Here is a 21,993-nt window from a genome sequence, read left to right on the forward strand (position 1 = left end):
GGAAGCTAAGCCTGCCAGCGCCGATGGTACTGCACTCGAGAGGGTGTGGGAGAGTAGGACACCGCCGAACACAACTTCACACGAGAGCCCCGACCTCGGTCGGGGCTCTCGCCATTTGCCGCCATTTGCGTTTCCGCTTGGCGTCCACCGCCCGCGCAGGAAACTTCCCGTGTGGATGCCGGCGCGTCAAGGCGCTGGGCCGCGGTGGCTATTCCGGCGCTACCGCCGACATGATCCGCCGTGCCAGCGACGACTCGCGGAGCTGCTCGAGCGATACAGCCTCACCGTCGGCGCCCGAGAGCGGCACGCACCAGTTCGGATACTCGCGGTACGTCCCCGGCATGTTCACCGGCCGGCGATCTCCCACCAGATCCGCCACCGACACCGACAGCAGCAACGACGGCGCCGCCGACAACAACTCGTGGAGCGCCACCGAGACGTCCTCGGCCGCGGGCGTGGGCGTCCGGCTGTCGAGCAGGCCCCGCTCGCGCAGCACGTCCGTGAACGTGTCGATCTCCTCGGCCGCCCGCCGACGCTCCACGTCCACCGGATCGACCAGTTGGCCGAGCTCGTCGCGGATGTCCACGTGCACCAGGTCCACGTACCCGGCCGACGGGGGCAGGTCGTGCGTCGTCACCGACGCCATGCACAGGCGTCGGTAGTCCTCGGGAGGGAGCACGGAGCCGTCGTCGGTCCGTTCGAACCACAGGACCGAGGTACCGAAGAGGCCGCGCTCGGTCATCTCCTCCCGCACGCCCGGAGCGACGGTGCCCAGGTCCTCGCCCACGATCACGGCACCGGCGCGGCTCGCCTCCAGGGCGAGGACTCCGATCATCGCCTCGTGGTCGTAGCGCACGTACGTGCCCTCGGTGGGCGGCCTGCCGGCGGGCACCCACCACAGCCGGAACAGGCCGAGGATGTGGTCGATGCGCACCCCACCGGCGTCGCGGAGCGCGGCGCGGACGAGGTCGCGGAACGGCGCGTAGCCCTCCTCGGCGAGCGCGTCCGGCCGCAGCGGCGGCTGGGACCAGTCCTGCCCCCGCTGGTTGTACATGTCCGGCGGCGCCCCCACGGACACCCCACGGGCCAGCGACCGGTCGAGGGCCCACGCGTCGGCGCCGCTCGGATGGACCCCGACGGCGAGGTCGTGCAGCACCCCGAGACGCATACCGGCCGCGAGGGCGTCCCGCTGGGCGTGGGCCCGCTGCTCGGCCACGACCCACTGGAGCCACTCGTGGAACCGCACCTCGCCCGCGTTCTCGGCGGCATACCGGGCGACGGCGGGGGACTCGGGGTCGCGCAGGTCCTCCGGCCACACCGACCAATGGGGGCCGTGCTCGGCAGCGATCGCACACCAGGTGGCGAAACGGCGCAGGCCCTCGCCCTCCTCGGCGAGGAACGCGGCGAACCGGGCCGCGCGGCGTCCGGTCGGCTCCGCCGTCGCCACCAGGCGCAGCGCCTCGAGCTTGGCGGTCCATGCTGCGTCGCGGTCGATCGTGTCGGCCTCGTTGCCCCGCCGCGCGAGGGCGGCCAGCTCCTCGACGCGAGCGCGGTCGGCGGCGGGCAGGTAGGCGTACTCGTCGATCTCCTCGGGCCGCAGGTAGAGCGGCGAGGCGAACCGGCGGGTCGTGGGCAGATACGGCGACGGCTCGAGCGGCGGGTACGGCTCCGCCGCGTGCATCGGGTTGACCAGGACGAAGTCGGCGCCGAGGTCGCGGGCGGAGAAGTCGGCCAGGTCGGCGAGGTCGGACAGGTCGCCCACCCCCCAAGATCGTTCCGACCGCACCTGGTAGAGCTGCGCCGCCACGCCCACGGCCGGCCGTTCCTCGAGGCCGACGGGCACGGGGATCGTCCGCGGGGAGACGAGCAGCGTCGCCACCGCCGAACCCGGGTCCGCGACGGTGCCCTCGTCGGGGTGGCGCGCGGTGCGGGCGGGGGCCGCGTCGCCGGCGTCGTCACGGGGGTCGCGGCCGTCGACGACGGCGACGACACGGTGCCAGCCCGGAGGCAGATCACCGGGGATCTCGACCGTCGCGCACCCCGTGCGCAGCCCGTCGACGTCCCGGGGCTCCACCCACAGGTCGAGCTGTGGCACGTGGCGGGCGGGACCGCCGCCCTCGGGGATCACCTCGACCGTCAGCGAGGCCCCGTCCGGGACGTGGACGCGCACGCGCGGGCTCCAGCCCTCGCGCGCGACGACGGTGGGCGGCAGGACCCGCCGCCACGGGCGCAGGCGGACCCGCTCGAGCGAGGCCCGGTCGGCCGCGTCGGCGGCGGGCCCACCCGCCGCGGCGACGGCCTCGTCGTCGTCACCCCCCGGCCCGCCGGCCCCGGGCGCCGTCTCGACCCCCATCGCCGCGAGGACGGCGCGAAGTGTCTCCGCGGAGGCGTCGTGCCATATCCCCTGGCCGTCCTCGTATCCGGTGGAGACGCCGCACTCCTCGGCCAGCGCGGCGAGGGCGGGGGAGACGGGCTGGGTGGTGGTCAACGTGGTGTCCTCGCTCCGATGGTGTGCGCGTGCCTGCGGCGGGTTACGATCTGCTCAGCTGCGGTGTTCGGGAACCCGGTGTGAGTCCGGGGCGGCCCTCGCCACTGTGAACGGATGATGTCGCCAGTCCACTGTGCCACTGCTCGCGCCTCGTGTGCGGGTGGGAAGGCGGACGGGCGGCGATCCGGCCCACCCCACGCGGGTGGTCCGGGGAACCGTGAGTCAGGAGACCGGCCGTGGCCGCCACCGCGAGTGCCCGCGAGGTGACGGGCAGAAAGGTTCCACCACACATGCATATCGCAGAGGGTTTCCTCCCCGCGGTCCACGCCGCGGCATGGACGGCCGTCGCGGCGCCGTTCGTGATCCACGGCGCACGCGAGGTCGTCAGAACGGTCCGGCAGACCCCGGAGGCCGGCGTCCTGCTCGGCGCGGCCGGGGCGTTCACGTTCGTCATGTCCGCCGTCAAACTGCCGTCGGTGACGGGCTCGAGCTCACACCCCACCGGCACCGGACTCGGGACGATCGTCTTCCGGCCCCCGGTCATGGCCTTTGTGGCGACGGTCGTCCTGCTCTTCCAGGCGCTGCTGCTCGCCCACGGCGGCCTCACGACGCTCGGCGCCAACGTCTTCTCCATGGGCGTGGCCGGGCCGTGGATCGCCTACGCCGCGTTCGTGGCGTGCCGGCGCGTCGCCGTGCCGCTGCTCGGAGCGGTGTTCGTGGCCGCGTTCCTCGCGGACCTGGTCACCTACCTCGTCACCAGCGCCCAGCTCGCGCTCGCGTTCCCCAGCGCCGAGCACGGGATGTGGCACTCGATGGGCGAGTTCCTCGCCGTCTTCGCGCTCACCCAGATCCCGCTCGCGATCGTCGAAGCGCTCATCGTGGTGGTGATCGTCAGCGTCCTGCTGCGTATCGCCGCGCGTGAGCTCGACCTGCTCGGGTTCTTCCGACGAGCGCGGCTCGAGGGCGCGGCCGCCCCGGCCATCGACGACGCCCCGACGACCAACGCCGAGAAGAAGGAGGCCGTGCGATGAGCGGGAGCACCACCACCGGCGGGCGTCGGCACGCCGGGGCATGGGTCCTCGTGGGACTCGTCGCCGTCGCCGTGGCGATCGCCGCGCTGTCCCTGGTCTACGGCGCGAGCCGCGGCGGGGAGTTCGAGGGGGCCGACGGCCAGGCTGAGGACACGATCACCGAGGTCGCGCCCGACTACGAGCCCTGGTTCGAGCCCCTGCTGCCCGAACTGCCGGGCGAGGTCGAATCGGGTGTGTTCGCCCTCCAGGCCGGCATCGGCGGCGGGATCGTCGGCTACGGGCTCGGCGTCCTGCGCACCCGCAGCCGGCAGCGGGTGCAGCCCGCCGCGTCGGGCACCGCCGCCGTCTAGGTGAACCCCCTCGAACTGGCTGCCGCCCACAACCGTTGGTCGGACCGCCCCGTCGCCGAGAAGCTCCTGCTCTTCGGCGGCCTGCTGGTGGCGGCACTGCTCGTGCCGCCACCGGTGGGGCACGCGGCGATCCTAGCGGTCTGCTGCGTGTGCGGGCTCGTGCTGGCCCGCGTCCCGGCCCGGGTCTACCTGCCGGCGCTGCTCGCGCCGGCGGTGTTCCTCGCACTGGGCGTGGGCCCGCTCGTGTGGGATTTGGTCGGCGGGCGGCTCGTCGTGGACCCCACCGGGGTCGACGCGGCGTGGCGCGCGGTGAGCCGGGCGATCGCGGCCACTGCCGCCACCGTCACCCTGGCCTGCACCACGCCCGCCGCCGACCTCCTCGCCGCGGGCCGGCGGGCTGGCCTGCCGGCCCCACTCGCACACGTCGTGGACACCACCTACCGGCTCGTCGGGATTCTCGTGGGCACCACCCGGACCCTGCGGCAGGCCCACGACCTGCGGCTGGGGCACCGCACGGCCCGCGCGGCGATCACGTCCGTGGGGACGCAGTTCGCGACCGTCTTCGTGCTGGCACTGAGCCGGGCCCGGGCGATCGACGACGCCATGGCGCTCCGCGCCGAACGGGGCGAGACGGCGGTCCTCGCGCCGGCCCGGCCGGTCTCGGCCGCCCGCCTCGTCGTCATCACCGTGGTGGTGGGCGCCGTGGTCGCGGTGGGGATGGCGGCGTGACGGCCCCGCGCGACACGGTCCGGCCGCCCGTCCTCGCCCTGCGCGACGCCCGGTTCGCGCACCGCTGCCTCGACTCCACCGGCGGCCACCGGCACACCGTGCTCGACGGCGCCGGCCTCGAGGTGGCGCCGGGGGAGCGCCTCGCGCTGCTGGGCGGCAACGGCAGCGGCAAGACCACCCTCCTGCGTCTACTCGTGGGGCTGAACCGGCTCGACGGCGGGACGCTCGAGCTCGACGGCGAGCGCGTCCGGGACCGCCGCGCCGACCGCACCCGCCTGCGCGAGTCCGTGCAGCTCGTCCTCCAGGAGCCCGACGACCAGCTCTTCGCCGCCACCGTGCGGGCCGACGTCTCCTTTGGGCCGGTGAACCTCGGCCTGGACCGCGCCGAGGTCGAGCGGCGCGTCGCCGAGGCGTTGGCGGCCCTGGCGATCGCCGACCTCGCCGACCGCGTCCCGCACCACCTGTCCTTCGGTCAGCGCAAACGCGTCGCGATCGCCGGCGCCCTGGCCATGCGGCCCCGGGTCCTGCTGCTCGACGAGCCCACCGCAGGGTTGGATCCGGTGGCGTGCGACGACCTGCTGGCGGCACTGGAGGCGGTGCGCGCGGCCGGGACGGCGGTGGTCATGGCCACCCACGACGTCGACCTGGCCTGGGCCTGGGCGCGGGAGGTGGCGGTGCTCACCGCGGGCCACCTGACCCGCGGCCCGGCACACGACGTGCTGCGGGACGAGGCGCTGCTCGGTGCGGCACGGCTGGCCGTGCCGTGGGGTGCGAGGGTCTCGCGGCGGCTGAAGCGGACCGTGCTCCGACCGGGCGAGGTGTGACCACGTAATCTGTCCCGGAACACGTTCATTTCGGACCAGGACAGCAGTTCCGCCCAGAGAAAGGCCGTGGACCACCCATGACCGAGGCATTCATCTACGACGCCATCCGGACCCCGCGCGGGAAGGGCAAGCCCGGCGGGGCTCTTCACGGCGTCAAGCCGATCGACCTCGTCGTCGGACTCATCGAGGAGATGCGGCGTCGGTTCCCCGACCTCGACGAGAACCGGATCTCGGACATCATCTACGGGATCGTCACCCCGCTCGGCGACCAGGGCATGGACCTGCCGCGCATCGCCGCGCTGGCCGCCAAGATGCCCGACACCGTCGCGGGCGTGCAGATCAACCGCTTCTGCGCCTCCGGCCTCACCACCATCAACATGGCCGCGCAGAAGATCCGTTCCGGCTGGGACGAGGTCGTGCTCGCCGGTGGCGTCGAGTCGATGTCGCGTGTCCCGATGGGTACCGACGGCGGCGCCTGGGCGCTGGACCCGGCCACCAACTACGACACCTACTTCTCTCCCCAGGGCATCGGCGCCGACCTCATCGCCACCCTCGAGGGCTTCACCCGCGAGGACGTGGACCGCTACGCCGAGCGCTCGCAGCGCCTGGCCGCCCGGGCCTGGGACGAGGGTCGCTTCGCCAACTCGGTCGTGCCGGTCAAGGACATCAACGGCCTCACCGTGCTGGACCGCGACGAGCACATGCGCCCCGGCACCACCGTCGAGACGCTCGCCGGCCTCAAGCCGTCGTTCGCCATGGTCGGCGACATGGGCGGCTTCGACGCCGTGGCGCTGCAGAAGTACCACCACGTGGAGAAGATCGACCACGTCCACCACGGCGGCAACTCCTCGGGCATCGTCGACGGCGCCGCGCTCGTCGTGGTGGGCTCCGAGCAGGCCGGCAAGGACATGAACATGACGCCGCGCGCCCGGGTCGTGGCCGCCGCCACCTCCGGCGCGGACACCACGATCATGCTCACCGGCCCCACCCCCGCCTCCAAGAAGGCGCTCGAGATCGCCGGCCTCACCCCGGACGACATCGACCTGTGGGAGATCAACGAGGCCTTCGCCTCCGTCGTGCTGCGCTTCCAGAAGGACATGAACATCCCGGACGAGAAGCTCAACGTCAACGGCGGCGCGATCGCCATGGGCCACCCGCTCGGCGCCACCGGCGCGATGATCACCGGCACCGTGCTCGACGAGCTCGAGCGCACCGGCGGCAAGCGCGCCCTCATCACCCTCTGCGTGGGAGGCGGCATGGGCGTCGCCACCATCATCGAGCGCGTCTGATCCACCCCACCGACACACGATTCATACAGGAGTAGAGAACCAGTGAGCGATAACATGTTCCGGTGGGAGCAGGACGGCGACGGCATCGTCACCCTCACCATGGACGACCCCGACCACGGCGCCAACACCATGAACACGCGCTTCACCGAGGACTTCGACGCGACGGTCCAGCGGATCGTCGACGAGAAGGACTCGATCACGGGCGTCGTGCTCACCTCCGCCAAGAAGAGCTTCTTTGGCGGCGGCGACCTCAAGTCCATGATCACCATGGGGCCGGAGAACGCCCAGGAGATCTACGAGCGCTCGATGGCCATCAAGGGCCGGATGCGGGCCCTCGAGACCTGCGGCGTCCCCGTCGTGGCCGCCCTCAACGGCGCCGCCCTCGGCGGAGGCCTCGAGCTGGCCCTGGCCTGCCACCACCGCGTCATGGCCGACGTGCGCGGCAACAAGGTGGGCCTGCCCGAGATCACCCTCGGCCTGCTGCCGGGCGGCGGCGGCATCGTCCGCACCGTCCGCATGTTCGGCCTCGCCCAGGCCGTGCCCAACATCCTCATGTCCGGCAAGTCCTTCGTCCCCGCCAAGGCCCTCGAGATGGGTCTCGTGGACGAGGTCGTGGCGCCCGAGCAGCTCCTCGACGCCGCCAAGGCGTGGATCAAGACCGGCCCCGAGGCCTCGCAGCCGTGGGACCGCAAGGGCTGGACGCTGCCCGGCGGCACCGTCAACGACCGCGCCGTGAGCTCCGTCCTGCCGTCGTTCCCGGCCAACATGCGCAAGCAGACCAAGGGCGCCCCGTCGCCGGCCCCGCGCGCCATCATGTCCGCGGCCGTCGAGGGCTCGCAGGTGGACTTCGCCACCGCAGAGCAGATCGAGGCCCGCTACTTCGTCTCGCTCGTCACCGGGTCGATCGCCAAGAACATGATCCAGGCGTTCTTCTTCGACATGCAGCACTGCGCCTCCGGTGGGGCCCGGCCCAAGGCCGCCGACGGCTCGGAGATCCCGAAGACCGAGTTCACGAAGATCGGCGTGCTCGGCGCCGGCATGATGGGAGCCGGTATCGCGTACGTCTCGGCCAAGGCCGGTATGGAGGTCGTGCTCAAGGACGTCTCGCAGGAGGGGGCCGAGAAGGGCAAGGCCTACTCGGAGAAGCTCGAGGCCAAGGCGCTCGAGCGGGGCCGCACCACGCAGGAGAAGTCCGACGCCCTGCTCGCCCGCATCACCCCGACTGCCGACGCCGCCGATCTGGCCGGCTGCGACATCGTGATCGAGGCCGTCTTCGAGTCGCCGGACCTCAAGAAGCAGGTGTTCCAGGAGATCGAGGACATCGTCGAGCCCACCGCACTGCTCGGCTCCAACACCTCGACCCTGCCGATCACCGACCTCGCCACCGGCGTCAAGCGCCCCGAGGACTTCATCGGCGTCCACTTCTTCTCGCCGGTCGACAAGATGCAGCTCGTCGAGATCATCAAGGGCGAGAAGACCACGCCGGAGACGCTGGCCAAGGCCATCGACTACACGGTCGCCATCCGCAAGGTGCCGATCGTCGTCAACGACTCGCGGGGCTTCTACACCTCGCGCGTCATCGGCACGTTCGTCAACGAGGCGATCGGCATGCTCGACGAGGGCATCGAGCCCGCCACCATCGAGCAGGCCGGCCGCATGGCAGGCTACCCGGCCGCGCCGCTGCAGCTCTCGGACGAGCTGAACCTCAACCTCATGGTCAAGATCCGCCAGGCAACGCGTGAGGCGGAGGAGGCCGCGGGCAAGACCTACGAGCCCAATGCCTCCGACCGGGTGGTGCTCAAGATGGTGGAGGAGCTCGAGCGCTCCGGCCGCGCTGCGGGTGCCGGCTTCTACGAGTACGCCGACGGCAAGCGCACAGGCCTGTGGCCCGGCCTGCGCGAGGCGTTCAACACCTCCGTGGACAACGCGCCGCCGATGCAGGACCTCATCGACCGGATGCTCTTCGCCGAGGCTATCGAGACCCAGAAGTGCTTCGACGAGGGCGTGATCGTCGACGACGCCGACGCCAACATCGGCTCGATCATCGGCATCGGGTACCCGGCCTGGACCGGGGGCACGCGCCAGTACGCCAAGAACTTCGACGGTGAGGCCGGCACGGGTTACCAGGGCTTCGTGGCCCGCGCCGAGGAGCTGGCCGCGAAGTACGGAGAGCGCTTCGCGCCGACGGAGTCGCTGAAGAAGCTGGCGGCAGAGCAGGGCTGACCGTCAGGTAACGAAGGCGCCGACGCCACGCAACGCGGCCGCCCCGGGAGGAGACTCCCGGGGCGGCCGTCGTCGTTCGCGGTCCGAAAATGGATAGATGTCCAGTGTGTGGTGAGTTTCGGATAGTCCTTATTTTGTGGTCGAGTTCGTTCAGTCACACGGTTGTCCAGAGCGCATGAGATGTAGCCATCGCTCGGCATAGCGCTCAGACCTGCGTAAACAGGAATTAGGTTAGCCTCGGCTTTGCAAGGTTAGGCTTACCTATGCATCGGGTGCTACTCTTTGCGCATGCTCAGAAGACGCACGGGTGCGGCCCGTATCGTGACCTCCGCACTGCTGGTTCTGGCACTGGGTGCCTGCGGTGCCTCCGCTGGCTCGTCGGGCAGCGATGTGATCACCGAGGCGCCGCTGGCGGCGGATGTGACGCCCGCGTCGGACACGCGTGAATTCCAGGGCGAGTTGATCCTCGATCTGGCCGACGATCCGATCGACCCGGTGGACGGCCCCGAGCCGGCCCTCCCCGTCACGGTCACTGACAACCAGGGCACCGAAGTCGAGATCACCGATATCAGTCGGATCCTCCCTCTCGATCTGTACGGCACCACCTCCCGCATGGTGTTCGAGCTCGGTCTGGGCGAGAACGTGATCGGCAGGGACGTCTCCTCCAACTTCGACGAGATCGCTGATCGACCGCTGGTCACGACCAACGGTCACGAGCTCAGCGCTGAGGCCATACTCGACCTCAACCCCTCCGTGCTCATCACGGACACCTCCCTCGGGCCCTGGGACGTCGTCCTGCAGATCCGTGATGCCGGGATTCCCGTCGTGGTGGTTGACGCCGACCGTGGGTTGGACAACATCACGAGCCTGACGATGTCGGTCGCGGAGGCTCTCGGGGTCCCGGAGCGGGGCGCGAAGCTGGCCGAGCGAATCGAAGCGGAGACCGCCACCTCGCTCGAAGGAGTGGAGACGATCGTCCCCACCGACCTCAATCAGGAACTGCGGACCCTGTTCATCTACGCCCGGGGGCAGGCCGGCATCTACTACATCTTCGGTAAGAACAGTGGTGCGGATTCGCTGATCGAGGCCGCCGGAGGCTACGACGTCTCCTCCGAGATCGGGTGGTCCGGTGCCAGGCCGGCCAACGACGAGGCCATAATCTCCGCCCAACCGGACGTTCTGTTGATGATGACCAAGGGCCTGGAATCCGTGGGCGGCATCGACGGACTCATCGAGCAGTTCCCGGCACTGGCCAATACGCCGGCGGGCCAGAACAAGCGCGTCATCGCGATGCCCGATGAGCAGATTCTGTCCTACGGCACCCGTACGCCCGCCGTTCTCAACGCTCTCGCCGTGGCGCTCTACGCACCGGGGTCACTGTGATCACCACCGAGAGCCCCCGCAGGACGGTCACCACAGCCGCGCCCGTTCCGGTAGCACCGGCAACCTCCCCGGCGAGGGGCGGGGAGCCGGGCTCGGCGAAACGCATGTTCTCCGCGATGGCGTTGATCGTCGGCATGCTGATCGCGTTGGTCGTGTTCGTCCTCATCTCGGCCAGTTCCGGTCAGCTGTCCATCCCCGTCGGAGAGGTGGCCTCCGGCTTCCTCCGGGGGATCGGTATCGACGTCGGGGGAGAAGCAACCCACCCGCAGGCGTACAACACGCTATGGAGCGTCCGGTTCCCCAGGGTGACCATGGCCGCGGCGGTAGGTGCGGCACTGGCGATCGGTGGCGTGCTCATGCAGGGGGCCTTTGGGAACCCGCTCGCCGAACCTAGCGTCGTGGGCGTCTCCTCCGGTGCTGCAGTGGGTGCGGCCGCGGCGATCGTTTTTGGCCTCACCGCCTTCGGTCCCTGGACCCAGGTCGTGTGCGCGTTCGTCGCGGGTGTGGCGACCACCGCGGCCGTATACCTGTTCAGCCGCAGTAACGGCCGGACCGAGGTCGTGACCCTCGTCCTTACCGGTATCGCGATCAACGCCGTCGCCGGCGCGCTGTTGGCGTTCCTCATGTTCATCGGCGACACCCAAGCCCGCGAGGAGATCGTGTTCTGGCAGATGGGAAGCCTGGCGGGAAGCCGCTGGGGGCAGGTCGTCATCGTCGCGCCCATCGCGATAATCGGCATCCTCTTGTCGATGCGGTTGGCCCGTTCTCTGGACATCCTGTCGCTGGGCGAGCGCTCGGCCCGTCACCTTGGCGTGGATGTCGAACGGTTGCGGATCCACTCGATCCTGCTGGTGGGCTTGCTCACCGCGGCAGCGGTATCGTTCGTCGGGATCGTCGCCTTTGTCGGGCTGGTGGTGCCGCACCTGATCCGCATGATGATCGGGCCAGGCCACCGGATGCTCATCCCGGCGTCCGTTGTCGGGGGTGCGCTCGTGCTCACCGCGGCCGACCTCTTCGCGCGCACCGCGGTCGCCTACGCGGACCTGCCGCTTGGCATGATCACCGCGCTGGTCGGTGGACCGTTCTTCTTCTGGCTTCTCCGCCGGACCCGTCGCACCGCAGGAGGTTGGGGATGAGCCGAACGCTCGAACGCGGCACCTCGCCGGAGGAGAAGCAGGACGGGGCCACCGCGATCATGGTGGAGAACGTGTCCTACCGCATCGGCGGAAAGGTCCTCCTCGACTCGGTCGACCTGGAGATCCGGCACGGCGAGATGCTCGCGCTGGTGGGGCCGAACGGTGCCGGCAAGTCGACGCTGCTAAGCGTCATCGCCGGTGACACGCAACCGGATTCCGGGCGCGTCAGCCTCGACGACATCCCGCTGTCCGATTGGAAGCTCAAGGACCTGTCCCGTCGTAGGGCGATGCTCAACCAGGTCAACACGGTCTCGTTTCCGTTCTCGGTCCGCGAGGTGGTGGCCATGGCGCGTGCACCGTGGATCAACACCGGGGCCGAGGACCGGGACGACATCGCGATCGACACGGCCTTGGAGGCGACCGAGGTCGCGCATCTGCAGAACCGCACCTTCCCCACACTGTCCGGCGGAGAGAAGGGCCGCGTCTCCATGTCCCGGGCGCTGGCGCAGGAAACCAGCATCCTCATGCTGGACGAGCCGACGGCAGCCGTCGACCTGCGCCACCAGGAGATCGTGCTCAATCTGGCCCGCGAGGCGGCGGACGCCGGCGGAGCCGTGGTGGTGGTGCTGCACGATCTTGCACTCGCTGCGGCCTATGCGGACCGCGTGGTGTTGCTGTCCGACGGAGCGGTGCGCGCGGAAGGGACCCCGGAGCAGGTCCTGACCGAAGACCTGATCAACGAGGTCTACCAGCAGCCTGTTCTCGTCCATCGACATCCCGTGACCGGGGACCTGTTGGTCACGCCGGACCGTCGCGCACGCGCCAACGGCGTGGAACACCCGGACGCCCCGGGCACCGACCGCGGATTCGCTGTCGCGGGCCTGGCGTCCTCACCTGATTCGGAGAATGCGTCGTGAAAGTGTCATTGATTCGAGCTCGGACTGTGCCGTTGGTGGCGTTGTTCGCCGTTGTCGGACTGGTCGGGGCGCTGCTCTCGGTGCTCTTGCCCGCCACCGCGAACGCTGCCGGGCGACTGTCGGTGACCAGCGAGCTCGGCGGTGTCACCGCCTCTGCTGACGGTCCGACGCGGTTCGACCTCCAGGGTTCCGGGTACCAGGTCGTCAAGGGTGGCTTCGGTGGTATCTATGTCGCGTTCGGCTGGGTGGATGAGCGCAACTGGCGGCCCTCGCAAGGCGGGATGACGGGCACGCACTACCGGTACGTGCCGGATTCCGAGGCCAAGAACAACCAGGGGTATCTGGGCTTCATCGCTTTCCCGGGTTCGTCCACCGAGGGCGAGGCGCACGGCACGATGGCGGACAACGGTTCGTGGCGCCTGTCGCTCAACGTGCCGGGGCCGCGGTTCACGTCCGAGGACCGAGATGGCAACCGTGTCACGGTCAACTGTCTGGAGGTCACCTGCGGCTGGATGACCTTCGGCGCACACGGGGTCAAGAACGCGAACAACGAGGCCTTTGTGCCCGTCTCCTTCCAGGCCGGCGGCGGTGGAGACACCGGTGCCGGAGGGCAGGCCGCCGAGGCTGGCGGCGAGGAGGCCGCGGCATCCGGTGCGCAGTCCGCACGCGGAGCGGCACAGCGGCCGGCGACCGCCCAGAGAGCACAGGGGCAGGCCAGAACCCGAAACGCGACCCAGCAGGGGGCGTCCGGAGGCGGCGGAGCCGCCGGGTCCTCCGGCGAGCACGGCGGCGAATCCGCAGGTGCGGACGGCGGCGATGATGGCGGCCAAGCCGGAGGCGGCGGGGGGGCGACCGGCGGCACGGGGGCCGGAACCGGTGACATCGAGATCACGGTGGACCGGGCTGCGGCGCGTCCGGGCGGAGCGCTGGCCTACACCGCGTACGGCTTCTGGCCGGGAGAACAGGCAACAGTCTCACTCGGGCAGGGAATCGCGGCCGTCGGGCCGCTGACGACCGGCGTCGACGGAGAGATCGCCGGCGTCCTGATGATCCCGGACGACATCGAGCCCGGCACCCATGAGATCCGTGCCGTCGGCGCGGGGTCGGGCCTCGAGGGATCGGTCCGTTTCGCGGTCAGCGACGTCGGGCTGCTGTCGACGGAGGGGCGCCTCATGAAGTGGGGGTGGGTGTTCATCACGGTGGCGGTTCTTGTTCTCCTCGGAGCAATCGTGTTTGTGGTCGCCCGACGCCTGTCCGGGCGACCAGACGAGGAGGACGACGGCGACGACCATGAACTCCCGACAGAGGCCTACGGGCCGGTGCCCGGCGCCGATGACTTCTACGGATCATCCCCTCAGCATTCCCAGTACTTCACCCACTGACCACGCTCAGCACGAGCACCACCATCCCGACAGGAGAGATTCCCATGTCCACTAGAGCCCGCCCGATCAAGGTCGGGGCGATCCTCGCATCGGCCGCACTCGTCGCCGCGACGGCACCTTTCGCCGCCACGGCACACGCCCAGGCCGGGGACGACGACGGTGATCCCGGCGGTGCGATCACGCTCGACGACGCTGAGTTCCGGTGGGGAATCAACTTTGAGAGCGGCACCATCGCACCTGCCCCGAAGACGAAGAACTTCCTCTCCGCGGGAGACGTGTCGGGCGGCTTGACCGGTGGAATGACGACTCTTCCGCAGGGCGACTGGAAGGGCCAGGACGGCAATGTCGTGATCGAAAAGCGAGACTCGGACGGCAACGTCACCCGGGCCACCGAGGCGGACATCCATAAGGACCGGGACGGGGCGGAACTGAAGAGGAACAATCAGTACAACGGCTTCGAAGCGGTGTTCACCGGTGGGCAGGGGGAGATCGACCCTCAGTCGGGGACCGGCACCATCGAGTGGGACGGGACCATCACGGTCCTCTTCTACTCCGGCTACACCTACTTCACGATCTCGGATCCCGTACTCGAGGTCAAGGCGTCGTCCGCCACGGTGACGGGCACCCTGAAGGCGCACAAGACCGATATGAACAACATGGATCTCTGGGAGGAGCTGGACCCGGAGGAGGTCACGCTCGCCGAGCTGGACCGCGACGACGTGGAGCTGTCAGCCGACCTGGGATTCGCGGCCACACCCAAGTACTTCGGAGTGAGGTACACACCGAAACTCCCCGAGCTCCCGGAGCAGGTCACCAGCGATCAGTACTTCGGGTCCTTCCCCTCGGACTTCGTCGACTACGTGGCCGAGGCGGGATCGGGCCCCTACTGGTACTCCAGTGGTGGGGCGGCAGATCGCCGGAAGAACCCGTTCCCGCTGAGTGTCTGCTGGGACGCCTCGGAGTGTGACGAACTCGAGGTTCCGGATGCCGATGGTCCCGGCGGCGGCTCGGGCGGCGGCTCGGGCTCCGGGGGACTGCTCTCCGACGTCATCAACGACTTTGTCAAGGGCGTCCTCGATGACACCGCGGGCATCTTCCGGACCCGTATCCGGGAGGACCTGAACTCTGTCGTCAACGGCGACAAGACCTGGGGTGACCTGGGGTCCAGTGACCTCGCCGACACCACGCCGACGGGGGCGGGGGTCAGCGGAGCCGCGGTGAGAACCGGAACGACGACCGATAGCGGCGACTCGACCACGGCCTCGGAGGACTCGGACGACTACGTCCTGCCGGCCAGTGGTCCGGTCAACGCCGGAACGGTCGGATACGCGGTGACCACGGCAACCTCACCCACCTCCGGTGGGAACAGCGGTACCAGCGGGGGCTCCCCGTCGTCCGGCGGGCAGTCCAACAGCGGTTCGAGCGGGAATTCCGCTCCCGCTGCCAGCACCATGGCGGACAACTCCTCCCCGTTGGCTGCTGCCGGGCAGGCGGAGGGTGGAGAGGTCTACTACGCCGATATCGCCTCGAAGTCGTCAGCAACCTCGCTGCTCCAGTGGCAGTGGTGGGTTGGCGGTGCCCTGCTCGCGATCGCAGCAGGACTCATCTATATGGCTGCCCGAAAGAAGGTATAGGAATGAACCACAACCGCTCAGGTCTAGAAGGCCTGACGCGCCGGGGACTCGTCCTCGGAGCCTCCGTCGCGCTGCTCGTCGGCGCCGGCGTGTCCCCCGTCGTCAACGCTCAGGCGTTCTCCAGCGCGAGTCTGCCCTCTGCGTCCCTGTCCAACGACGCATCGGGAGTGGAGGACGACGCCCCCGGAGCGGAGGCAGGCCCCCGGATCACGGTGTCTGACACCACCCTCCCGACCGAGGGGGAGCACCAGATCACCGTCACCGGAACCGGATTCAACGACCCGTCGGTCCTGGGCACCCGCCCGCCATTGGCGGGCCAGCCCTCCGGCGCCTACGTGGTGTTCGGCAAGTTCCTCGACGAGTGGAAGCCGTCCGCGGACGCGCCGAGCTCGGCTCGTAAGGTCATCGAGCAGTGGTGGGCGCTGCCGACCGTCAGCTTCAACGAGCGAGGCGGCGAACCGCCGTACATCGAGATCGACGGTGACGGCAATTTCAGCACGACGTTCACCGTCTTCCAGGCCGAGCCCGAACTCGGCGGCAACTACGGCATCTACACCTACGCGGCGGGAGGGGCGGTCAAGGAGGCGTACGAACAGTACGTTCCCATCGTCTTCTCCGACGAGGACGCCGCGCCGGCCGCCGGCTCGGTCGCCGGGATCCTGAACTCGATCTCGGGCATCTTCGGCTCGTAAGCACCGACGAGAGCAACGGTCCAGCCGAGCAGATCTCCAAGGAGACGGCCCCGGTACCTGATTCCAGGTACCGGGGCCGTCTGCATGGCTCACGGCCCACGGCACTCGTCAGGGTCGGTGCGGGGAGCGACGGTGCGGAAAATGACGACGCCCCGAACTCCGGCGTGGGACTTCGGGGCGTCGCTGCTCGGAGGGAGCAGGGCACTCAGGTCGACTCGAGGGCGCCGAGCTCGACGAACATCTGGTAGTTCAGGTCGAACGAGCGGTTGGCCGCGGCGATGGCGGAATCGCGCTCTGCATCGCTCAGTGGCAGCGCGTCCAGGGCGGCCCGGTACTCGTCCTTGAACACCTTGGCTTTGGGGATGTCGAAGTCGTAGAACGACAGGCCGTCCTCCAGCCCGTAGTGGCGCCGAACGAGTCGCGCGATGATCTGACCGCCCGAGAGATCGCCGAGGTACCGGACGTAGTGATGCCCCACGAGTGCTGCGGGATCATCGGCACACGCCACGATGTCTGCAACATAGGCCGAAGTGACGGGCAGAACGGTGTCACAGATGCGTCCCGCTGCGCGGTGCGCCTCGAGGTCCGCGCGGAGGGAGTCGGCCCGCTCGAGGCGAGGGTCGAGGATCGGCGCGATACGCGGATCGGCGCTGTGGGCGCGGCACGCGTCCTCCAGCGCCTCGTACACTGGCAGCGACTGCCGGAGCAGTGCCACCAGGGAATCGGGTCCCGAATCGCCCGCGAGGAGCTGCGTGATGAAGCCCGCGTTCTCGGCTCTGTCGTGCGCCTCGGCGGTGGAGGACTGGAGCGACGTGGACAGGGGGGCAGGAAGAGTTTTCTCCATGGTTCCTCCGTGGTGAATCTGGTTTATTTCTCAAGGGTGCAGCACGTGTGAGTGCCTGACCCGGTGGTCGAGGCGGTGCTGCTGGTCGATCACGTGCAGCGGATAACGAGAGAGCCCTCGGGTGCCGAACGAATGTTCATCGTTCGACACCCGAGGGCATCACCGCTTCACGTCATGCTCAGGACAGTGACCCGAGGATGGTGCCGAGCGAGCCGAAGACGCCGAGCGAGCCGAAGATGCCGCCGGGCAGCTCGCCGTCGCCGCCGTTGTCGCCGCCGTTGTCGGTGTCGCCACCGTTGTCGCCGTTGTCGCCGCCGTCGCCGTTGTCGTCATCGTCGTCGCCGCCACCGGCGTCGCAGGTCGCGCTGACGTTGAGGACCAGGGTGAGGGGATCCATGTCGTCCTCGGAGTCGTACATGTCGGCAAAGGCCTCGCCGAAGCCCTCATCGATCGTGGTGGCGCCGGTCTTGACGGTGATGGTGCCCGCCTGCTGGAAGCTCGGGGCCTCGGGCAGGGTGAAGGACACCGCCAGGGCCTGCCGGCCCTCGACCCACTCGAACGGGGCGTCCGGAACGAAGCTCGCGACCTTCTTGGCGCGGTAGTCCATCTTGAGGGTGCCCTCGGTGCCGTTGATCTCCACGGTCGGGTTGGAGATGGTGGTGTGGAGCACATCGTGGTGGCCGCGCATCAGGACGGCACCGGTGCCGGCCGCGGTTGCGCCGGTCGGGCTGACGGTCGCGGCGTCGCCGGCCACGGGCCAGACGAACTGGCCGTCGGCACCACGCTCGGCACCCTCGAAGGTGACGCCGTCGGAGAGGTCCCAGTCGCCCTGGGCGATGGGTCCCTTGAGGTAGCTGCGGAAGGACGTCTTGACGCCCCACTTGACCGCGCCGCTGTCGACCGAGTAGGCCAGGTCGGCGGGGTCACAGTCGACCTCGGCCGCGCCTGCGATGCCGGGGGCGGCCAGTGCGGACAGGCCCATCAGGGCGGCGGAGGTAAGCGCGATCGCGGCTGACCGGGAGTTGGAGAAAGACATTCTCGTTCCTTCGTGAAGTCGGCCCGGGCGCCGGCTGCACCCGGTGGATGGCCCCTTAGCTGAGGCAAGCCTTACCTTAGCCGGTTTAGGTGTGCCTTACCTAAAGGTAAGGTGTGTGAGATGTGCCACATTGCGGCGTGGCGGTCGGTGAGCTCGTCACGCGCGGAGCCGCGGACGGCAGCGTATGGCCAGGTGGCGGACGCAGAACGGGAGAGGGAGTGAGTTGCCGGTCAGGGGGCTCGGTCTCAGTGCGCGGCTGCCACACGCCCCATCCGCGTGAACGCCTCCGTGAGAATCTCTTCGGAACAGGCGAAGTTCACGCGGACGAAGCCCTTGCCCTCGGAGCCGAACGCTGGGCCGTTGCTCAGCGCCACACGGGCCTCGTCCAGGAACACGGCCGCCGGGTCGTCGCCCAGCCCCGGGTAGGCGCGCAGATCGATCCACGCCACGAACCCGGCGTCGGGCCGGCGCCACCGGCCGCGGGGGAGGTGCTCGGCGAGTAGCCGCTCCATGAGGTCCAGGTTCGACGCCAGTGCCGCCCGCATCTCGTCCAGCCAGTCCAGCGACCGGGTCATCGCCGCCTCGCCGGCCAGCGCCCCGAAATGCCCGACCGCACCCGACAGCGCCGAGCGCGGAACCGCGAACTTCCCGGGGTTGCCGTTGATCACAAACGCGCACTTCAACCCGGCCAGGTTGAAGGCCTTGGAGGCCGACGAGATGGCCAACCCCACCTCGCGAGCGGTATCGGACACCGCCAGGAACGAGGTGAAGTCCACGCCGGGCATGGTCAGCGGGGCCCAGATCTCATCCGAGACCACCACGGCGTCATAGCGCTCGGCCAGCTCGGCGAGCTCGGCCAGCTCGGAAGCGGAGTGCAGCACGCCGGTCGGGTTGTGCGGGTGGCTCAGCAGCACGCCTCGTGCGCCCTCATGAAGGGCCTGCTCGATGCCGGGGAGATCCAGGCGGGGGTTGTCGTCGTCGTGACCCAGCAGCGGCACCGCCACGGGTGACATCCCCACCCGCCGGATCCACGGCCCGAACGGCATGTACACCGGCGGCGTGTAGACGACACCGGCGCCCGGCGGCAGGGACCGCGCCAGTGATTCGCGCACCCCCACTCCCACGTCGTTGACCGGCACCACTGTCTCCTCGGGCACCTCGTAACCGAACCGCGAGTAGAAGCGCGCGCACACCCCGGCGAACCGCTCGATCTCGGTGAAGTACCCGGTGTCCCCGTCGGCGACCGCGTCGGCCAGACGCTCGCGGATGGCGGGCGCGAGAAGCACGTCGGTCTCCGCCACGAACATCGGAAGTACGTCCTCCGGATAGGCCCGCCATTTCTGGCTTCGCCGACTACGCAGCTGCGATTCGGGAACATCCAGGGGAAACGGCACGGGGGTCCTTTCGGCCGGGGCTGGCAGAACCTCCAGATTAGTTGGTGGTGCGTGGTACGTCAGGTCCCCGGAATCACTCCCGGGGGCACCCACGCCCGGAGCGGCGGCTCAGTCCAGGGGCAGCAGGCTTGCCGGCACGGCCTGGACCTCGTCCACGCGGTCGATGTTCTGGCGCAGCCGCTCCCACTCACCCGAGGGGATCTCTTTCTCCAGGCGACGCAGCGCCGCTGAGTCGGAGGTGGCCCACGCGACGGGCATCGGGGAGATGAACTGGTAGAGGTTGTCGCGGCCGCGGGCACTCCGGTTGCCCACCACGGCGACGCAGGGCACGCGCTCGCCGACCTTCGACTCGTGGCCCGCGACAGGTCCGCAGTTGCGGGCCACGAGGGCGGGCAGCTTCCCGGCCGAACGGTCGACGGCGCGGTCGACCAGTGCCAGCAGGGTCACGCCGCGCGGGCGGACCTCGGCGATGACGGCCGGGACGAGCTCGGAGGTCGAGTAGGCGTGCTGCATCGACCCCATCTTGCGGGGGATGTAGCCGATCATGGCGAGGGAGCCGATCGCGAACGCGCCGGCCAGCGCCGCGATGATCCAGCCCCACGCCTCGAACTCCGCCACGATGAGCATGCCGATGCCGGCCGCGAGCACGATGCCGCCGAGGATTCCCGCCGACCACTGCAGGCGCCGCACCTCCGAGAGGTTCTCGTTGTGCTTGCGGACCCAGGCGTCGTCGACGGGGATGTCGGCGAGGCGGTACTTCTCATGAGGGTTGCGGGGGGAGCGATCGGCGGCCATGGGCCCAGTATCCCAGGCGGCGCCCGCAGCGGGCCGGGGAGCCGGGCAGCCCGGGAACCGAATGTCAGAACAGGCGCCCGTTGGAAAACTCCCGGACCGAACGCGGCCTTCGAGCCTTCCGCGAGGGTGCCGGCCGCCCGGTCATCCGCCTCGCCCGGCCCTATCCCACCTCGGGGATCCCGGGGCCCAGCAGGTCGTCGGCGTCGACGATCCGGTAGGCGTAACCCTGCTCGGCGAGGAACCGCTGGCGGTGCGCGGCGTACTCGGCGTCGAGGGTGTCGCGGGCGACGACCGAGTAGAAGTGCGCCTGCCCGCCGCCCTGCTTGGGCCGCAGGAGTCGTCCGAGCCGCTGCGCCTCCTCCTGACGCGATCCGAACGTGCCCGACACCTGCACCGCGACGCTGGCCTCGGGCAGGTCGATCGAGAAGTTGGCGACCTTGGACACCACGAGCGTGGATATCTCCCCGGCTCGGAACGCGTCGAACAGCTTCTCGCGCTCGGAGTTGGACGTCGATCCCTGGATGACGGGTGCGTCCAGCTCCGCACCGAGCTCCTCGAGCTGGTCGAGGTAGGCGCCGATCACGAGCGTGGGCGCCCCGGCGTGCTTCTCCAGGATCCGCCGCACCACCGGGATCTTGGTCCGCGCGGTGGAGCACAGCTTGTACTTGTCCTCGGCCTCGGCGGTCGCGTACAGCATCCGCTCGTTCTCGGTGAGCGTCACGCGCACCTCGATGCAGTCGGCGGGCGCGATCCACCCCTGCGCCTCGATGTCCTTCCACGGCGCGTCGTAGCGCTTGGGGCCGATGAGGGAGAACACGTCGCCCTCGCGGCCGTCCTCTCGCACGAGCGTCGCCGTCAGGCCGAGGCGGCGTCGCGACTGCAGGTCGGCGGTCATGCGGAACACGGGCGCGGGCAGCAGGTGCACCTCGTCGTAGATCATCAGGCCCCAGTCGCGGGAGTCGAACAGCTCCAGCGCCCGGTGCACGCCCTTGGTCTTGCGCGTGACCACCTGGTAGGTGGCGATGGTGACGGGCCGGATCTCCTTGCGCTCACCGGAGTACTCGCCGATCTCGTCCTCGGTGAGGGTGGTGCGGGCGAGCAACTCCCGCTTCCACTGACGCCCGGCGACGGTGTTGGTCACCAGGATGAGCGTGGTGGCCTTGGCCTTGGCCATCGCGGCCGCGCCGACCATGGTCTTGCCGGCGCCGCACGGCAGCACCACCACCCCGGAGCCGCCGGCCCAGAAGGAGTCGGCGGCCATCTGCTGGTAGTCGCGGAGCTCCCACTGTTCGTGCTCGGTGGACAGGTCGATGGGGTGGGCCTCGCCGTCAACGTAGCCGGCGAGGTCCTCGGCCGGCCAGCCCACCTTGAGCAGCTCCTGCTTGAGGCGGCCCCGCTCGGAGGGGTGGACCACCACGGTGTCGGCGTCGATCTCGGCACCGAGCATGGGGGAGATCTTCTTGTGCCGGCGCACCTCGGCGAGCACGGCGGCGTCGAGCGAGACCAGCGTGAGCCCGTGCGCCGGGTTCTTGACCAGCTGCAGCCGGCCGTAGCGCGCCATGGTCTCGACGATGTCCACGAGCAGCGGCTGCGGAACCGGGAAGCGCGAGTAGGTGACGAGCACGTCCACCACCTGCTCGGCGTCGTGCCCGGCGGCCCGGGCGTTCCACAGGGCGAGCGGCGTGATCCGGTAGGTGTGCACGTGCTCGGGGGCGCGCTCGAGCTCGGCGAACGGGGCCAGCGCCTGGCGGGCGTCGTCGGCCTGATCGTGGTCGATCTCCAGCAGCACGGTCTTGTCGGACTGGACGATCAGCGGACCACCACTCACGGAAAAACCCTCCCTCGG

Annotated in this window: 18 protein-coding genes and 1 riboswitch; of the genes, 12 read left to right on the top strand and 6 right to left on the bottom strand. The window is 69.7% G+C overall.

Features of this window, described 5'->3' with window-relative positions; translation table 11 throughout:
• Window positions 1-208: 208 nt before the first annotated feature.
• Complete coding sequence (malQ, locus tag ACH0BZ_RS13435; RefSeq protein WP_406899041.1) at window positions 209-2,488, bottom strand: 4-alpha-glucanotransferase; 2,280 nt, start codon at window positions 2,486-2,488, stop codon at window positions 209-211.
• A 44-nt stretch (window positions 2,489-2,532) separates the two neighbouring features.
• Window positions 2,533-2,742: riboswitch (cobalamin riboswitch) on the top strand.
• Window positions 2,743-2,778: 36 nt separating this feature from the next.
• Between malQ and ACH0BZ_RS13440 the strand changes: the two genes are divergently transcribed.
• From ACH0BZ_RS13440 to ACH0BZ_RS13495, 12 genes are all read left to right on the top strand, one after another.
• Window positions 2,779-3,519 (top strand): energy-coupling factor ABC transporter permease, encoded by a 741-nt coding sequence (locus ACH0BZ_RS13440; protein ID WP_406899043.1) that lies wholly within the window; start codon window positions 2,779-2,781, stop codon window positions 3,517-3,519.
• Window positions 3,516-3,869: an energy-coupling factor ABC transporter substrate-binding protein gene (locus ACH0BZ_RS13445; RefSeq protein WP_406899045.1), complete on the top strand. Its 354-nt coding sequence runs from the start codon at window positions 3,516-3,518 to the stop codon at window positions 3,867-3,869. Before ACH0BZ_RS13440 ends, ACH0BZ_RS13445 begins: the two co-directional genes overlap by 4 nt.
• Window positions 3,870-4,598 (top strand): cobalt ECF transporter T component CbiQ, encoded by a 729-nt coding sequence (cbiQ, locus tag ACH0BZ_RS13450; RefSeq protein WP_406899046.1) that lies wholly within the window; start codon window positions 3,870-3,872, stop codon window positions 4,596-4,598.
• The gene (locus ACH0BZ_RS13455; protein ID WP_406899048.1) at window positions 4,595-5,422 is read left to right on the top strand and encodes an energy-coupling factor ABC transporter ATP-binding protein; all 828 of its coding nucleotides are present in this window, start codon (window positions 4,595-4,597) and stop codon (window positions 5,420-5,422) included. Before cbiQ ends, ACH0BZ_RS13455 begins: the two co-directional genes overlap by 4 nt.
• Before the next feature lie 77 nt (window positions 5,423-5,499).
• Window positions 5,500-6,711 carry an acetyl-CoA C-acetyltransferase gene (locus ACH0BZ_RS13460; RefSeq protein WP_406899050.1) on the top strand — a complete coding sequence of 404 codons (1,212 nt, stop codon included), beginning with the start codon at window positions 5,500-5,502 and terminating at the stop codon, window positions 6,709-6,711.
• Window positions 6,712-6,753: 42 nt separating this feature from the next.
• The gene (locus ACH0BZ_RS13465) at window positions 6,754-8,934 is read left to right on the top strand and encodes a 3-hydroxyacyl-CoA dehydrogenase NAD-binding domain-containing protein (RefSeq protein WP_406899051.1); all 2,181 of its coding nucleotides are present in this window, start codon (window positions 6,754-6,756) and stop codon (window positions 8,932-8,934) included.
• A 288-nt stretch (window positions 8,935-9,222) separates the two neighbouring features.
• Window positions 9,223-10,317, top strand: a complete 1,095-nt coding sequence (locus ACH0BZ_RS13470) for a hemin ABC transporter substrate-binding protein (RefSeq protein ID WP_406899052.1) — start codon at window positions 9,223-9,225, stop codon at window positions 10,315-10,317.
• 116 nt (window positions 10,318-10,433) lie between these two features.
• Complete coding sequence (locus ACH0BZ_RS13475) at window positions 10,434-11,453, top strand: FecCD family ABC transporter permease (protein WP_406899054.1); 1,020 nt, start codon at window positions 10,434-10,436, stop codon at window positions 11,451-11,453.
• A gap of 59 nt (window positions 11,454-11,512) precedes the next feature.
• Window positions 11,513-12,370: a heme ABC transporter ATP-binding protein gene (locus tag ACH0BZ_RS13480; protein WP_406899131.1), complete on the top strand. Its 858-nt coding sequence runs from the start codon at window positions 11,513-11,515 to the stop codon at window positions 12,368-12,370.
• Window positions 12,371-12,405: 35 nt separating this feature from the next.
• The gene (locus ACH0BZ_RS13485; protein ID WP_406899056.1) at window positions 12,406-13,752 is read left to right on the top strand and encodes a hypothetical protein; all 1,347 of its coding nucleotides are present in this window, start codon (window positions 12,406-12,408) and stop codon (window positions 13,750-13,752) included.
• 44 nt (window positions 13,753-13,796) lie between these two features.
• Entirely contained in the window at window positions 13,797-15,386 is a 1,590-nt protein-coding gene (locus ACH0BZ_RS13490; RefSeq protein ID WP_406899057.1) for an HtaA domain-containing protein, read from the top strand.
• Between the two features lie 2 nt (window positions 15,387-15,388).
• Entirely contained in the window at window positions 15,389-16,078 is a 690-nt protein-coding gene (locus tag ACH0BZ_RS13495) for a hypothetical protein (RefSeq protein ID WP_406899058.1), read from the top strand.
• 205 nt (window positions 16,079-16,283) lie between these two features.
• Here the strand turns inward: ACH0BZ_RS13495 and ACH0BZ_RS13500 are convergent, their stop codons facing one another.
• From ACH0BZ_RS13500 to ACH0BZ_RS13520, 5 genes are all read right to left on the bottom strand, one after another.
• The gene (locus ACH0BZ_RS13500) at window positions 16,284-16,922 is read right to left on the bottom strand and encodes a heme oxygenase (biliverdin-producing) (RefSeq protein ID WP_406899059.1); all 639 of its coding nucleotides are present in this window, start codon (window positions 16,920-16,922) and stop codon (window positions 16,284-16,286) included.
• A gap of 178 nt (window positions 16,923-17,100) precedes the next feature.
• A complete protein-coding gene (locus ACH0BZ_RS13505) occupies window positions 17,101-17,958 on the bottom strand; it encodes an HtaA domain-containing protein (RefSeq protein WP_406899060.1) in 858 nt (285 codons plus the stop codon).
• A 245-nt stretch (window positions 17,959-18,203) separates the two neighbouring features.
• Window positions 18,204-19,265: a MalY/PatB family protein gene (locus tag ACH0BZ_RS13510; RefSeq protein ID WP_406899062.1), complete on the bottom strand. Its 1,062-nt coding sequence runs from the start codon at window positions 19,263-19,265 to the stop codon at window positions 18,204-18,206.
• 195 nt (window positions 19,266-19,460) lie between these two features.
• Window positions 19,461-20,147 carry a DUF3239 domain-containing protein gene (locus tag ACH0BZ_RS13515; protein WP_406899064.1) on the bottom strand — a complete coding sequence of 229 codons (687 nt, stop codon included), beginning with the start codon at window positions 20,145-20,147 and terminating at the stop codon, window positions 19,461-19,463.
• A 160-nt stretch (window positions 20,148-20,307) separates the two neighbouring features.
• The gene (locus tag ACH0BZ_RS13520) at window positions 20,308-21,975 is read right to left on the bottom strand and encodes a DNA repair helicase XPB (protein ID WP_406899066.1); all 1,668 of its coding nucleotides are present in this window, start codon (window positions 21,973-21,975) and stop codon (window positions 20,308-20,310) included.
• Window positions 21,976-21,993 lie beyond the last annotated feature (18 nt).

The sequence above is a fragment of the Dietzia sp. 179-F 9C3 NHS genome (genome assembly GCF_045369825.1).
Lineage (GTDB): Bacteria > Actinomycetota > Actinomycetes > Mycobacteriales > Mycobacteriaceae > Dietzia.

Bases quoted from the DNA above. Each gene is read 5' to 3' on its own strand.
- ACH0BZ_RS13505 (WP_406899060.1), bottom strand. From the start codon at position 17,958: ATGTCTTTCTCCAACTCCCGGTCAGCCGCGATCGCGCTTACCTCCGCC.
- ACH0BZ_RS13440 (WP_406899043.1), top strand. From the start codon at position 2,779: ATGCATATCGCAGAGGGTTTCCTCCCCGCGGTCCACGCCGCGGCATGG.
- ACH0BZ_RS13470 (WP_406899052.1), top strand. From the start codon at position 9,223: ATGCTCAGAAGACGCACGGGTGCGGCCCGTATCGTGACCTCCGCACTG.
- ACH0BZ_RS13475 (WP_406899054.1), top strand. From the start codon at position 10,434: ATGGCGTTGATCGTCGGCATGCTGATCGCGTTGGTCGTGTTCGTCCTC.
- ACH0BZ_RS13510 (WP_406899062.1), bottom strand. From the start codon at position 19,265: ATGTTCGTGGCGGAGACCGACGTGCTTCTCGCGCCCGCCATCCGCGAG.
- ACH0BZ_RS13490 (WP_406899057.1), top strand. From the start codon at position 13,797: ATGTCCACTAGAGCCCGCCCGATCAAGGTCGGGGCGATCCTCGCATCG.
- ACH0BZ_RS13495 (WP_406899058.1), top strand. From the start codon at position 15,389: ATGAACCACAACCGCTCAGGTCTAGAAGGCCTGACGCGCCGGGGACTC.
- ACH0BZ_RS13445 (WP_406899045.1), top strand. From the start codon at position 3,516: ATGAGCGGGAGCACCACCACCGGCGGGCGTCGGCACGCCGGGGCATGG.
- ACH0BZ_RS13500 (WP_406899059.1), bottom strand. From the start codon at position 16,922: ATGGAGAAAACTCTTCCTGCCCCCCTGTCCACGTCGCTCCAGTCCTCC.
- ACH0BZ_RS13480 (WP_406899131.1), top strand. From the start codon at position 11,513: ATGGTGGAGAACGTGTCCTACCGCATCGGCGGAAAGGTCCTCCTCGAC.
- ACH0BZ_RS13515 (WP_406899064.1), bottom strand. From the start codon at position 20,147: ATGGCCGCCGATCGCTCCCCCCGCAACCCTCATGAGAAGTACCGCCTC.
- ACH0BZ_RS13460 (WP_406899050.1), top strand. From the start codon at position 5,500: ATGACCGAGGCATTCATCTACGACGCCATCCGGACCCCGCGCGGGAAG.